Genomic DNA, 13,933 nt, shown 5'->3' on the forward strand with positions numbered 1-13,933 from the left:
AGAATCTTTATTAAGGAGAGTTGTCATTAAAAATATTTACTTAAAAACAATTTGTATTTTATTTATATTATTTTTACAAATAAATATCTTTCCAAAAAACTTAAACGAAATTAAAATTCATTACCAAGATAGACCACCTTATTTCATTTATAAAGGGGATTCAAATGAATTAAACTCTGGAGAACTATATCAAAAAATTAAGTTAATTTTTAATAATGCCAAATTAAAGTATAGTTTTGTTGAATTTCCTTTAGCTAGATCATATGAAGAGCTAAAAGAAAATAAAGAAAAAATATGTATAGGCTATAAAATCCTAACAAATGATAAAAAAGACATTGGAAACTACTCATTGCCTTTTTATAAGGACAAAAAAAACGTAATTGTGCATAGAAAAGAAGATAATCGATTTGAAGAAAATAAAACTTTAAGCGATTTTCTATCTAACTTTGATTTATTATTATTATTGAAAATAAAATACTCATATGGAGAATACGAAGATTCAAAAATATCCACCATTAAAAAACACGATATCAATAAAATGGATGATTCAAATGATGGAATAACAGGATTTAGATTAACCTATACTGATAATTTAGGCATGTTAAAACAAATAGAAAATGATAGAGCCGATTATATGATAATGGCTTTAAATGAATTTGAGTATTTTAAAAAAGAATATAAAGATGAAAAATTAAATTTAACGTATAAATCTTTAACCGATATAAATAATATAAATAAAAGAGCTTTATTATGCTCTAAAAAAGTCACTAAATCAGAATTAGAAAAAATTGATAAATCAATCCTAAATGTTGTAGGAAAATTATAAATTTTTCTTAGGAAATAACTTTTCTTTCTAAAATTTGTTCTGATTTAGCATTATTAGAATGAATAAAATATTTTATAGAAAAATAATAAATTACAAATAAAATAAAACTATAAAGACCAAATAAAATGTTACTCTGATTTCGATAAATCATTCCCATGAGCTCAGTTCCCAAACCAAAGAAAATCATGGAAACCACGCTAAAAGCAGCGGCAACAGAGCCTTTTGAGACCTCAGAAGCAAATAAGACAAGCCTATAGATCGGAGAGCTGATAAGACCTACGCCAATCGCATAAATAGAATATGGAACAACTATGGATAAAAAATGTTCTGCAAAAAAAATAGGTGCTAACATACTCAAAAATAAACCTACTCCTGAAAATACGGTTCCTAATAGAATTATTTTTTCTAAAGTGTATTTTTTAAGCAATTTCTGTAAAATAACTACTCCAATAATAAAACAACTAAAAATTGGAATTTGATAAAGACCATATTCAAACTGACTTAAAGACGCTTTTCTTATTAAAACAATTGGTGAAGTCGCAATCCATATGATTAATGGCAATTCGATTATTGAAAATGCTAAAACACCTGCCATAAATTTTTTATTTTTTATAATCAACGAATAATTTTTAAAGCTTTCTTTAAAGATATTTTCGTAAATTTTATCAGAATTTAATTCTACCTTGTTTTTAATTAATTTAAATTTATTTTTTCCTGGAAAATAAAAATAAAGACCAATTAATGAAATAATAGAAAAAAATGTAATTATTAAATTAATTCCTCTCCAATTATAATATTCCAAAAAAATACTACCACTAAGAGGTCCTATTAAAGGAGCTAAAATAGAGACAGTAGTCATAATTGATATTATTTTTACAGCTTTTTTTTCTTCAAACATTTCTTGAATTGTAGCGTAACCTATTACACCAATATAACAAACTCCCATACCTTGAAAAAAACGTGTAACCATAAATTGCTGAATAGAATTCACAAGACCATTTGCAATAGTTGCTAAAACAAATAAAGTTACACCAAATAGCATAATTTTTCTTCGACCGTATCTATCAGACAAAGGGCCTAAAAATATTTGTAAGCTCGCTCCACCTAATATAAATGCAGTTAAGGAACTAGGAATATAAACGTCACTGGCAGAAAATTCTTTAACAATATGAATCATACCAGGCATGATCATATCATTGGCTATATAAACACTAAATTCATATATAATTAAAAATGCAACAAAAATAAATGCATATTTTTTTTCAATTTTTGACATAACTCACTCAATTATTAATTTTAAATTAAAACTTTATTAAAAAAACAAAATTTTATAATATTGTACTATTAAATTTATAAATAGAATAATGAGCTAGAAAAGTTTAAAAGCTATTTGATTATATAACCTCTGTGAGAGGTATATGGATTTCATGACTGGCACCTAATTGATAATTTATCGAATATTATAAATTTTTATAAATAAATAATAAAATTTACAGAATGATTACATAGCATAATATAGCAAAAATGGCAAGATATAAAAAATAATATATTTTATAGTCTAATAATTTCAGATATTTATATCTGTGTTTTGTATTATTTATATTTAAAAAAAAATAAAAATAAACTAATTTTATTTTTATAGGATTAAATTGAAGATAATGCGTATTTTAATTTATGAAGAGCAGATTCTAACTGTTTTTTAGGGCAAGCAAAATTAATTCTCATAAAACTTTCTCCCCCCCAATACCAAACCTAGAACCGGGATCCAATGCAACTTGTGCCTTTTCATAAATGATTTTTTTTAATTCAGCATCATTTAATTTCAATTTTTTAAATGACAACCAACCCAAATAAGTTGCTTCAGGTGAACGATAATCAACATATTCATGATTTTCAATCGACCAATTTTTTAATATAGATTGATTATTTTCTAAATATAACATTAAATTTTGGTACCAGTTATAACCAAATTTATAGGCTGATTCAAAAGCCAAAACCGAAAAAACGGATGGCAAAAATAAATGAAATTTATCAAGAGAACTATTTAATTTATTTCTTAATATTTTACTTTCGATTATAATTGCTGAACTTGAAATTCCAGGAATATTAAAAGTTTTAGAGGGAGAAATACAAGTAATCGTATTTTGAGAAACTTCATTACTTATAGAAGCAATATTAATATGTTTATTTGGTTTATAAACAAGGTCGCTATGTATTTCATCAGATACTATGACGATATTATATTTTAAACAAATTTCAGAAATTTTAATGAGCTCATTTTTAGTCCATACACGACCCACAGGATTATGAGGACTACATAAAATAAACATTTTTGCGTTTTTATTTTTACAAAGGTCTTCAAAATCTTCAAAATTTATTTCATAATTACCATTTGAATTTAATTTTAAACGATTTACTAATAAATTTCTTTTATTATTTCTAATGACTTCCATAAATGGAGGATAAATTGGAGTTTGTATAATAATTCCATCACTTTCTGTTGTAAGAGAATGAATACACAAACTCAATGAAGTAACAATACTGGGGCTATATAAACACCAAGAGGGGGATATTTTCCATTGATGTTGATTCCATATCCATTCAGATAACGTAACAAAATGAGAACCATCATAAATAGCGTACCCAAAAGAAGGATGCGACGCTCTTTCCTGAATAATATTCAAAATTTCAGGAGCACATTGAAAATCCATATCGGCAACATGCATTGGCAAAACATCGGGATAGCCTAAAAACTTTTTTCTTCCATCCCATTTATAACAACTTGTACCAATTCTATTAAATTCTTCATTAAAATTATATTTAAACATATTATTCTATTTCATCAAAATGAGAAATTCTGTAAATAGGAATTTCTAATGAGGGAGTTGGTCTTCCAGAATGCTGAGTATCCAATATAACATTTATTGCATCTTTAGCTTCAAGTGCCATATATGCTAAATTTAAATATTCATTTTCAAAATTACCACATATCTCATAGCTTTTAGATAAATTATGGATTTGTTCTGATTTAAACAGCTGATCATCTTCAAAAGGATTCATTTTTAAAATTAAATTTTTTTCTTTAAATGGAAAATTAAATTTTTTTAATTGTTCAATTGTCCCATTTCGCATTGAGTGCCAATATCTTCCAGTTAAATAAAAAATTTCAATATTATTATTTTCTATTGTTTTAACAAAACTTAAAGAGTTTTTAATCGTATCATCATAATGAACTAATGATACTCCATCAAAAAATTTTTTCTTCCAAACTCTTTCAATAGAACTAAATACACTCAATATTTGCTGGTTTCGTAAATCAAACCCAGAGTTTTCAAACAAATGTGAAAGACTATAACCTACATGATCATAATTAATTTTAGATATTTTTTGAATTAAGCTCTTATCAAAATTTAAAGAAGCATCTGAATTTAACCATTCTTTAATAATACCTATAGTTCTATAACCTACATCAAATAATGTTCCATCAAGATCAAAAACACAAATTGGATTTTTTTTAGCCTTTTTAGCTTTTTTAAGAATTAAATTTAATATCTCTTTCGAATTGCTTTCTCGAATATCCCAAGTTTTAGGTTCTGAACGATAAATTCTACTTCTAGGATGTGGGTGTGGAAAGCCTAAAGTAATTTGCTCACTAAAAAATTTATCGATTGCTTCTTTTATAGAGTCACAGGCTCTTTCTAAAACGGGATGATGAAAAGCATCTGTTTCTTTTTTAATTGTTTCTATCTGTAATTGAATAGTATGCCATAGTTGATTTGCATCCATTTTGTTTTCCTAATATTAAATTCATTTTGTATTTAATTCTATTTCAGAAGGCATAACATGAGATCGTATTATTTTCGCACCATATGAAATACAATTAAATTCGTATTGTTTAGTAACTTTATCTCTAGTATGAGGTTCTACTAATTCTGGGTACAGTTGGCCTAAAAACCATTTTCTTGATAAACCTATTAAAATAGGCTTTTCTAAACAAGATAATTTATTTATAAATTCAGCTGAAATTAATTCTAAATTATTTTCAACAGTTTTACCAAAGCCAATTCCAGGATCTAAAGCAATATATTTGACTCCTAGGTTTTCTGCAAATTGTAATCTCTCTTTTAAAAATAATATGACATCATTACCACAATCTTCATATGATGGCTTTAATTGCATATTTTCTGGAGTTCCTTGCATATGCATTATAATATAACCAAGTTGGTATTCTGCTGCAATATGAGCATTATTTAAATATATAAATTCATTTTTAATTTTAATATTTTCTTCTAAGCGACCTGAGAACTGATCATTAATAATATCAATTAAATTTTCTTTAGCTAATAAATCTGTTACGTAAGGGGAAGAAGAATCTACACTAATCAAAATATTTTGAGGAATTTTATTTTTTAAAAATTTAATAATTTCATATACTCTTTCAAATTCAGATCGAGAATTTAATTTTTCTGAAAACGGCTTTGTAGAAACTCCACCAATGTCTAATATTTGTGCCCCACCATTAATAAGCTCCAAAGCTCTCTTAAAGGCTAAATCTTTTGAATTAAATTTACCACCATCACTAAAACTATCTGGTGTAATATTTAAAATTCCCATCCAAATCGTTTTATTTTCATTACAAAGATTTTCAAATTTTTTTGCACCAGTGATATTCATTTTAATTTTAACCAATATTTTAATAAATTAAAAAAACTCAGCTTCTTATTTATGAGAAGCTGAGTTGTTAGCTCAATACTAATTTAAGAAAATCAAGCAGGAGTTGGAGTTGTATTTAAGGAATTGATGGCATTAGATTGTGTTTCCTGTTTGTTAGCATTATCTCCACCGCCTTCGCTTCCACTTAAAGTCTTTTTAGCTTGAATTTCTTTAATTTGCTCAGAGGTTGCACTGTTATTTACAACAGCAAGAAACTCTTCACTATCTAAAGTTTCAACATCTAAAAGAATATTAGATACTCTTTCAAAAACATCCATATGATCAACTAATACTTGTTTAGCAAGCTCATATTGAGTATTAATTATTTTTGAAACTTCCATATCAATTTCATGTGCAAGAGTTTCAGAGTAATTTCTACTTTCTCCCCAGTCACGACCTAAAAATGGATTTTCATTTTTTTGCCCAAAATTTATTGGCCCAAGTCGACTCATACCAAATTGACAAACCATACGACGTGCAAGTTCTGTTGCTTGTTGGATATCGTTTGATGCGCCCGTTGTAAATTGAGAAAATTTAATTTCTTCTGCAGCACGACCACCCATAGCAAATGCAATTTTCGTAAGTAAATCTTCTTTAGAATAGCCATACACATCTTCTTTTGGAAGGTATGCAGTAACACCTAATGCTTGGCCTCTTGGAATTACAGTAATTTTATGCACGTTTTCACGAGACTTTAAAAAGTGAGAAACTAAAGCATGACCAGCTTCATGATAAGCTGTAACCTTAATAGTTTCTTTAGGAAGAACAGCACTTCTTCTTTCAGGACCCATTAAAATTTTATCTTTAGCAGATTCAAAATCTTTTTCAGTTACACGTTTCATGCCATTACGGGCAGCCATTAAAGCAGCTTCATTACAAAGATTCTCAAGATCGGCACCGGAGAAACCAGGAGTTCCTAAAGCAATTCTTTCCACATTAATATCTTCAGTATGCCTGATTTTCTTCATGTGGACGGCTAAAATTTCTTTGCGTCCACGAACATCAGGAAGGCCAACCATAACACGTCTGTCAAAACGACCTGGCCTTAATAAAGCGGGATCTAAAACATCGGGGCGGTTTGTAGCTGCAATAACAATAACTGCGTCATTTGCCTCAAAACCATCCATTTCAACAAGCAATTGGTTTAATGTTTGCTCACGTTCATCATGTCCACCACCAACACCAGCACCACGATGACGACCTACAGCATCAATTTCATCGATAAAGATAATGCAAGGGGAATTCTTTTTTGCATTTTCAAATAAATCACGAACACGAGAAGCACCAACACCTACAAACATTTCAACAAAGTCAGAACCTGAAATTGTAAAAAAAGGAACTCCCGCTTCGCCAGCGATTGCTCTTGCAAGAAGGGTTTTTCCTGTTCCGGGCGCTCCCATCATAAGGACACCCTTAGGAATACGGGCACCAATCTCTTGGAACTTTTTATGATCTTTCAAAAACGCAACAATTTCAGTACATTCCTGCTTAACTTCCTCAATACCAGCAACATCTTTAAATGTTACTTTATTAGCGCCGTCAGATTGAAGCTTTGCTCTGCTTTTCCCAAATGACATTGCTTTCCCGCCAGCACCCTGCATATTACGCAAGAATAAAAGCATGAATACAACAATAATTATTAAAGGGAGCCACATAGAAATAAAATTCATCCATGCACTACCTTCATCAGGTTTTTCGTAATTAATTGGAATCTTTCTAGATTCAAGATCTTTACGAAGTTGCGCACGAACACCATCATCTGCTGGGCCGTATGTTGTAACAGAAGTATTGTCTTTGAGTTTTGCAGTTATTTCGTCACCACGAAGGTTATCAGAACGAATACTGATATTTACAATACTTTGTGGATCACCTGCAGGTTTTTCTACATAACTTTGAAATTGTGGATAAGTCTTTTGAACATCTTCATGAGGCTTATACAAAAATTTAAAGAAAAGTACAAATAAAACTATAATAGCTGCCCACACCAGGGCAGCTTTCACCCAGGATTCTTTACCCATTCGAGCTCCTTAACTTTCACTTTTTTCAGCCCCGACGAGTCTGGTTGGAGGCTCATAAGTATCTTATGCTACTAAACAGGCGAACACTACACCCTAATATACAATTTGCAACGTTACTTCGGTAAGTCAAGACGCCTACATAATTCATTTAATCGTTTTTTTTTGAAAAACATCTATCTCTATGTTATTATTACCTTTAACTAACTGAACAATCCAGCCCTGCGCCAACATTATTTCTTTTTGAGAAAAATTACTTTTTTTCATAAGCTCCATTTCGTGCAAAATATTTTTAATTACATTTTTTGTTAATATTTTAAAAATTTCTTTATTTTTTAATAGAAGCAAATCATAAACTTCAGAGTGTGACATATTTTCTGTAATAATAAAATTACCACTTTTTGAGAAATCTTTTTTATTAGGAAAGTTTTGCAAATATTCAGACACATGATTTGACATATTACAAAATGATTTTTCATAAGAATCTTTCATTTTTTTAAAATGAGGTATTATTTGATTTCTTATGTAATTTCTATCATAGTCATCCACTAAATTAGAGCTATCTTGTCTAAATTTTATCTTTTCTTGATTTCCATATTGAACAATTTTTTCATACTCTGTATTGAAAAAAGGTCTATAAAATATTTTTTGATTATCAAATTCTTGAATTCCTAATAATCCATTTAAAGAACAGCCTCTTATCAAATGCATTAAAACTGTTTCAACATGATCTCTAGCATGATGAGCTGTGACAATAAAAAATTTTTTACAATTTAGATCCTTTCTCAATTGCAAACACAATTCAATTGCACTTTTTTTTCTCCAATTTCTTGCGATATCTTGAAAGTTTTCTTTTTCACTATATTTATTATCAAATAATTCTTGATAAATTGGAATACCTAAACTTAAACAGTTTTTTATAACAAAAGCAGCATCTTCGTCAGATTCGAGGCCTCTTTTTTTATGATTAAAATGTTGTGCTATAAAAACAAACTGATTTTTAGGTTTAAATAATTTAAAATAAAGAATTTTTGCAAAGGCATTTAATAGACACATACTATCTAATCCACCAGAAATTTGTAGATTAAATAAAATTTTGCCTTCCTCATTAAAATTGTTTTTATCAATTAATATAAGCTTTTCCATAAGTTCATATTCAAATTTATTGAGAGAACTTTTTTTAAATTCCATTTTCTCCTCAAATAAATATACTTAAGTAAAAAAACTTCTGAATGATTGTTTTTTTAAAACAGTAGATTTAAATTAACCAACGGCTCCTAAACGATTTTTTCTCACATTTAATGGAAGCTTTATTTTTAAAGCTTTCCCTATGTGTTAAAATAATAAAACACATAAACATGATGATTTATATATGTATTAATACAAATCATCAAATATTTTTAAAGGTATCATAATGCAAAACTCTAATAGAATTGCAAAAAGATGGGATTCAACTGGTAAAAGTATTTTTTCAGAAATGACATCTCTTGCTAACCTTCATAATGCAGTAAACTTAGGGCAAGGCTTCCCCGATTTTTATGGTCCTACTAAAATATTAGATGCTATTTCTCAAGAAGTATTATCCTGCCACAATCAATACGCACCTTCTCATGGAGAAGCTCCGCTTCGTAATGAAATATCTTATTACGTAGAATCAACAACAGGCGTTATTTATGACCCTGATACAGAAATTACTGTAACATCAGGCGCATCTGAAGCTCTTTATTGCGCTATAAATGCATTTATTAATCCTGGAGATCGTGTGCTCGTTTTTGAACCTGCTTTCGATCTTTATTATCAAGCAATTGCAAATGCCGGTGGGGTTGCTGTTCCCATCCGCCTTCATGCTCCAGATACTCCTATTGGAGTTCGTGGGGGAGGCTGGACTATTGATTGGTCAGAATTCGATGCCGCCTGTGCAAGTGGTTTTACTCTTGCTATTTTTAATTCACCCCACAATCCAACAGGAAAAGTTTTTACAGAAGAAGAAATAGATAGAATTGCATCGAAAATTCTTAAAAAGAATGCCATTATTCTTAGTGATGAAGTCTATGAAAATTTGGTTTATAGTCCTGCTCGCCATGTTTCATTAAGCAGTCTTCCAAAAATTCAACATTTAGTCGTAAGTATTAGTTCTGCAGCAAAAACTTTTGGATTTACAGGACTGAAAACAGGTTGGGTATGCGCTCCCCAATATTTAACTGAGGGAATTCGACTTGTTCATCAAGCGACTGTTTTTTGTACAAGTCCATTTATTCAGCTAGGTTTGGCAAAAGCGATGTCGGATAAAACCTGGTTACAGTGTTACCTTAAAGAACAAAATGAACTTTATTTTTCAAAAAGAAATTATTTAAAGTCCGTTTTAGAAAGAGCTGGATATTTTGTTGGCAAGTCCGAAGGCACTTTCTTTTTAACTGCAAATTTTGAAAATTTAGCAGGAGATATTTCTGATATTTTATATGCTAAACAACTAACAGAAATGCATAAAATAGCGACCATACCAATTTCATCTTTTTATAAAAAGCCACCAAAAAGTTTACCATGGATTCGTTTTGCCTTTTGCAAAAAAGAAGAAACACTAAAATCTGTTGCGGAACTTCTTCTCAATTCTTAATTTTTATGCCTGTCCACAAGAAAAAACTTTCTTTTGCCTGTGTTGTTAGCATCAATTTTCCATTAAGACATTTCACTCCTTTTGTTTGTGCAAATTTTATACCTTGTGTATTTTCGTAAACCAAATCAAAGTAACAGCACAGTTTAGAGTTTATTCTTTTAATTAAGGTAATAGCATAAGGATTTTCTTCTCTATAACTTTCATTAGAATCCTTCTCTAAAAGCCCCAATGGTAAAGTATTTATAATAATTTTTTTATGGCTTGTTTGATTAGAAACTGAAATGGTTTTTTCAATAATTTCATCATTTAGGTGTTCTACTGAAATTTTGTTTTCATTTTTAAAATATTCATAATGTTTAAGAGTTTTTTCAGGACTTCTTGTTAAGCAAAATATCTTTTTACAGTTTTTATTGACCAATCCACAATAAATGACAGCAGCCGCAGATCCTCCACCACCCAAAACAATCATTTCAAAAGATTCATTTGTTTTAATTAGTTTTAAAATTGATGCTTCTATTCCTTTTACATCTGTATTTTCCAAGCACCATTCACCTAAGTTATTTTTATAAACTGTATTTGCTGCTTTCATTTTTTTTACAATTTCAGATTTCTTTAAATCTTCTAATTCCAAAACAGTCGATTTGAAAGGAAGGGTTATATTTGCCCCATTAAAACCATCAACATTCAACAAGTTTTTTAAGACGCTTAAAAAAGCATTTTCATTTTTAATTTGCATTGGTAAATAAACACAATTTAACTTGTTACTTCGCATCCAAGATGTATGTAATTTTGGCGACAACGAATGCGCAATATTTGAGCCAAATAAAAAACAAAATTTTGTTTTTCCATCTGGCATGAATGAATCTACCTTAATAATGCTTTTTTTCATACAACACCCTAAATATATTAATTTTTTATTATACTAGTTCCCTATATTTTCTTATTGCTTTTGCCAAAATTATGTTAGAAAGGCAATGAGACCAATAAAATAAACTCAAGGTATTTTTACAGATGTCGATAGGAAAAGGAAGCGCAAGCAACATGCGTCGTGAGACGCCTTTTTGCGTAACTTCGCGTCGAGAGGACGCTATGTGGCATGTATTTACATCATCCGTGATGATGGGAGAGGAAAAAATATGGTGGTACGTAGAAGAAAGAAAGCCGGTGCTTCTAAAGCTAAAAAGCTTACTACCGGTAAAAAACGTAGAAAATCTACTAAAGCTAAAGTAACAAAAAGAAAAAAAGTTGCTAAAAAAGCTACAGGTAGAAAAACAAAAGCTAAACGCACAACAAAAAAAGCTGTTGGTTCTAAAAAAAGAAAAACAGGAGGGCGTAAAGCTGTAGGTAAACGTAAAACTGCGCGTAAAACTGCGCGTAAAACTACTCGCAAAACTACAGCTAAAAAACGTAAATCAAAACTCTCTTTAATTTCTAAACCAAAAACTCGTAAAAAACGTGCAAAGAGAGCTACTAAAAGAAAAGTAACAGCAAGAAAAGTTGTTGCTAAAAAAACTACGGATAAGCATCTCAAAAAAGCAGGATAACCTAAAAGTTTATCCTGCACCTCAAGAAACAGATTTATGATCTGTCCTGCCTTTGGAGCTTGATAATCTAAATATCAAGCTCCTTCATTTTTTTTATATTTTATTTTTTGTGAATTAAGTTTCTGCTTGATTTCTCTCGTTACGACTTTTTAGATCATCGGTAAGTCTATTTAAAATTTCAGAAGAGATAGCTACTATATCTTTATCTGCAAGGCCATAAGCCCTAAGATCCTTAAAAATATTTTCAGCAATTACTTTAGTCATATTCGCAGATGAATTGTAATTAGGTGATTGACTAATATTTTTAATGGTATTTAAAAGTGTGTGCATCTATGTCACTCCAAAAATTATTTAAACGTATTTTTTTTATCTTTTTCTAAAATTTTTTGAAAAGATAAAAAGAACAACATCATTCACTAAGCAATATTTATGCCAACTAGAGATAATAAGGATATCTCATTCAATTTGAATCTATTGGCTATCAATTATCGGAAAAACTGTGTCATTTATGAATCATTTCTTATAAAATATGTATCATATGGGACACTTTAATTTTGCTTAAATTTTAAGCAAAATAAATTCCAGAAAAAAAATTATATCTTTTTTTTCTACGAACGCTATATGAGTTTGTTTGACATCAGCAGAATCATAGTTGTTAGGCAAAATTGTTGATATACAACTTAAATTCATGGAGTCTTAATACATAAATATTTATGAAGCCAAAAAATTGTCTTGACCATTGCGAACTAAAGTCGCATGTATTTGTTGCTGAAAGTTTTTTGAGCTTGTTGTTTGCTGTATTGTTATTAATAAGAAGAAAAGCCATCAAGGAGAAGCTATGGATATGCACGAACTGATTAGGCAAATGGAACGAGCTGAAAGAGTATGGCCAGACGAGAGACCTTGGGCTATACAAGTCCTTGCAAGCTATTTACACGTTCAACCTCCAGAGTTGTTAAGTTTATTTCGTCAAATTAACCCTACTTTGGAAACAGAACGTGACCAAGTTCTTCCAGAGGATTTACGCCTCTTAAAAGCCTATTGTGAACGTATTATTGAGAGAAACTCCCAGGAAAGCCTGGAAGATAAAAGAAGGGAACAAGTACGCGCCCGTAAAACAATTCAAACTCTCTCACCTAAAATCGCAGAAATGATTGCAGCCCGTGATCATGTACGTGCTTTAAATTCTTACATTTATCTTTTAGGTGAAAGCGGAGAATACGCTTTGCCTGAAGAAAAAGCGCAGTGGTATGAAGAAATGGGACGTCTTTGTTTAAAAGTAAAAAGACACCCCAATGAAGCTGCTCGTTATTTTCGATCTGCTGTAAACGCTCTAAGTTTATTAGAAGATGCTGATGGCATTCAAGATCTTCTTGAAACTTATGATGAAGAGTTTCAGGGCGATGAAGCTCGTCGCTCATGGGATTCTGTTATGCTAACTGGAAAAGAATCTCTCTCAAAATTAACTTGTAGTGTAAGTTAAAAACAAAAAATCTTTTTAAGCCACCAATAATTTGCTATTATATTGGTGGTTTTTTATTCACATAATTTAAAATAAATTTATTTAATGATATTCTTTTTAAGGGTCTTTAATTTTATAACGAAAGGCAAAAATATGAAAAGAATTTTATCCATTGCAACAATATGTTTAGCAACTCCATTTATTTTAGCAGGATGCTCCTCTTCTTCTAAAACTTATGTACTACCAAATGAAGACGATTATCAAGGTTATGACATTATTGACGGAGTAGATAAAGATACTGTTTCTGTTGAAGTTGACAAAGATGATAAAATAGCAGTTGTTATAAGAGATATAAGCACAACATCCTACAATTATTTAGAACCACGCTATATGAATTCTATGGTTAAATTTGATGGAAAGGGAAGTTGCTGTAAACCTACAAGTATTACCATGGGAGCGTCTGGAAATTTAGTTTACAAGTTTTCCTTTATTGGCAAGGGAAAAACAGTTATTAAAATAATTGCAAGGCATAAAGGAAAGCTAATAACTGCAAATATCTTTGATGATGATAAAGAATTTTCTATAAATGTAAATATAGATTAATACAATAAATTAACTATTTTTTTTTGAGAAATTAATAATAAAATAATAAATAATGCCAGTTAAGAGTTGAGAATGTGTTTTTAGAAAAATAATATGTACTTAAAAAGGCATGCAGAAAATCTTCCGAAAACATGGACAAGCAAGCCCTTTGTTGAA

Annotated in this window: 13 protein-coding genes; 5 read left to right on the plus strand and 8 right to left on the minus strand. The window is 29.7% G+C overall.

Going from position 1 to position 13,933, the window contains the following annotated elements; all coding sequences use genetic code 11:
• Positions 1–349: 349 nt before the first annotated feature.
• A complete protein-coding gene (locus ACIQ56_RS01665; RefSeq protein ID WP_397599347.1) occupies positions 350–826 on the plus strand; it encodes a hypothetical protein in 477 nt (158 codons plus the stop codon).
• Between the two features lie 7 nt (positions 827–833).
• On the opposite strand, the gene ACIQ56_RS01670 is transcribed toward ACIQ56_RS01665, so the two are convergent.
• The 6 genes from ACIQ56_RS01670 to tilS form a co-directional block, all read right to left on the minus strand.
• Positions 834–2,102: an MFS transporter gene (locus tag ACIQ56_RS01670; protein WP_397599348.1), complete on the minus strand. Its 1,269-nt coding sequence runs from the start codon at positions 2,100–2,102 to the stop codon at positions 834–836.
• A gap of 445 nt (positions 2,103–2,547) precedes the next feature.
• Positions 2,548–3,654 carry a MalY/PatB family protein gene (locus ACIQ56_RS01675; RefSeq protein WP_397599349.1) on the minus strand — a complete coding sequence of 369 codons (1,107 nt, stop codon included), beginning with the start codon at positions 3,652–3,654 and terminating at the stop codon, positions 2,548–2,550.
• A gap of 1 nt (position 3,655) precedes the next feature.
• Complete coding sequence (locus tag ACIQ56_RS01680; protein ID WP_397599350.1) at positions 3,656–4,612, minus strand: HAD family acid phosphatase; 957 nt, start codon at positions 4,610–4,612, stop codon at positions 3,656–3,658.
• A gap of 21 nt (positions 4,613–4,633) precedes the next feature.
• Positions 4,634–5,500: a dihydropteroate synthase gene (folP, locus tag ACIQ56_RS01685; RefSeq protein WP_397599351.1), complete on the minus strand. Its 867-nt coding sequence runs from the start codon at positions 5,498–5,500 to the stop codon at positions 4,634–4,636.
• Between the two features lie 92 nt (positions 5,501–5,592).
• Positions 5,593–7,557 carry an ATP-dependent zinc metalloprotease FtsH gene (gene ftsH, locus ACIQ56_RS01690; protein WP_397599352.1) on the minus strand — a complete coding sequence of 655 codons (1,965 nt, stop codon included), beginning with the start codon at positions 7,555–7,557 and terminating at the stop codon, positions 5,593–5,595.
• Positions 7,558–7,701: 144 nt separating this feature from the next.
• Complete coding sequence (tilS, locus tag ACIQ56_RS01695) at positions 7,702–8,745, minus strand: tRNA lysidine(34) synthetase TilS (RefSeq protein WP_397599353.1); 1,044 nt, start codon at positions 8,743–8,745, stop codon at positions 7,702–7,704.
• A 223-nt stretch (positions 8,746–8,968) separates the two neighbouring features.
• Here tilS and ACIQ56_RS01700 point away from each other — a divergent pair, with 223 nt between their 5' ends.
• Positions 8,969–10,168, plus strand: a complete 1,200-nt coding sequence (locus ACIQ56_RS01700; RefSeq protein WP_397599354.1) for an aminotransferase class I/II-fold pyridoxal phosphate-dependent enzyme — start codon at positions 8,969–8,971, stop codon at positions 10,166–10,168.
• Here the strand turns inward: ACIQ56_RS01700 and ACIQ56_RS01705 are convergent.
• Positions 10,158–11,057, minus strand: a complete 900-nt coding sequence (locus ACIQ56_RS01705; protein WP_397599355.1) for a shikimate dehydrogenase family protein — start codon at positions 11,055–11,057, stop codon at positions 10,158–10,160. The two genes, ACIQ56_RS01700 and ACIQ56_RS01705, sit on opposite strands and share 11 nt — an antisense overlap.
• A gap of 247 nt (positions 11,058–11,304) precedes the next feature.
• Here ACIQ56_RS01705 and ACIQ56_RS01710 point away from each other — a divergent pair, with 247 nt between their 5' ends.
• Positions 11,305–11,712, plus strand: a complete 408-nt coding sequence (locus tag ACIQ56_RS01710) for a histidine biosynthesis protein HisIE (RefSeq protein ID WP_397599356.1) — start codon at positions 11,305–11,307, stop codon at positions 11,710–11,712.
• 114 nt (positions 11,713–11,826) lie between these two features.
• Here ACIQ56_RS01710 and ACIQ56_RS01715 read toward each other — a convergent pair whose 3' ends face one another.
• Complete coding sequence (locus ACIQ56_RS01715; RefSeq protein WP_153420415.1) at positions 11,827–12,042, minus strand: hypothetical protein; 216 nt, start codon at positions 12,040–12,042, stop codon at positions 11,827–11,829.
• A gap of 514 nt (positions 12,043–12,556) precedes the next feature.
• Here ACIQ56_RS01715 and ACIQ56_RS01720 point away from each other — a divergent pair.
• Positions 12,557–13,195: a hypothetical protein gene (locus ACIQ56_RS01720; RefSeq protein WP_397599357.1), complete on the plus strand. Its 639-nt coding sequence runs from the start codon at positions 12,557–12,559 to the stop codon at positions 13,193–13,195.
• A 132-nt stretch (positions 13,196–13,327) separates the two neighbouring features.
• The gene (locus tag ACIQ56_RS01725) at positions 13,328–13,777 is read left to right on the plus strand and encodes a hypothetical protein (RefSeq protein ID WP_397599358.1); all 450 of its coding nucleotides are present in this window, start codon (positions 13,328–13,330) and stop codon (positions 13,775–13,777) included.
• Positions 13,778–13,933: the final 156 nt, after the last annotated feature.

The sequence above is a fragment of the Silvanigrella sp. genome (assembly GCF_044369315.1).
In the GTDB taxonomy this organism is placed as follows: domain Bacteria; phylum Bdellovibrionota_B; class Oligoflexia; order Silvanigrellales; family Silvanigrellaceae; genus Silvanigrella.

Coding starts and splice junctions, on each gene's coding strand:
- ACIQ56_RS01710 (WP_397599356.1), top strand. CDS start 11,305: ATGGTGGTACGTAGAAGAAAGAAAGCCGGTGCTTCTAAAGCTAAAAAG.
- ACIQ56_RS01705 (WP_397599355.1), bottom strand. CDS start 11,057: ATGAAAAAAAGCATTATTAAGGTAGATTCATTCATGCCAGATGGAAAA.
- ACIQ56_RS01670 (WP_397599348.1), bottom strand. CDS start 2,102: ATGTCAAAAATTGAAAAAAAATATGCATTTATTTTTGTTGCATTTTTA.
- ACIQ56_RS01700 (WP_397599354.1), top strand. CDS start 8,969: ATGCAAAACTCTAATAGAATTGCAAAAAGATGGGATTCAACTGGTAAA.
- ACIQ56_RS01725 (WP_397599358.1), top strand. CDS start 13,328: ATGAAAAGAATTTTATCCATTGCAACAATATGTTTAGCAACTCCATTT.
- ACIQ56_RS01680 (WP_397599350.1), bottom strand. CDS start 4,612: ATGGATGCAAATCAACTATGGCATACTATTCAATTACAGATAGAAACA.
- ACIQ56_RS01715 (WP_153420415.1), bottom strand. CDS start 12,042: ATGCACACACTTTTAAATACCATTAAAAATATTAGTCAATCACCTAAT.
- ACIQ56_RS01720 (WP_397599357.1), top strand. CDS start 12,557: ATGCACGAACTGATTAGGCAAATGGAACGAGCTGAAAGAGTATGGCCA.
- ACIQ56_RS01675 (WP_397599349.1), bottom strand. CDS start 3,654: ATGTTTAAATATAATTTTAATGAAGAATTTAATAGAATTGGTACAAGT.
- tilS (WP_397599353.1), bottom strand. CDS start 8,745: ATGGAATTTAAAAAAAGTTCTCTCAATAAATTTGAATATGAACTTATG.
- folP (WP_397599351.1), bottom strand. CDS start 5,500: ATGAATATCACTGGTGCAAAAAAATTTGAAAATCTTTGTAATGAAAAT.
- ftsH (WP_397599352.1), bottom strand. CDS start 7,557: ATGGGTAAAGAATCCTGGGTGAAAGCTGCCCTGGTGTGGGCAGCTATT.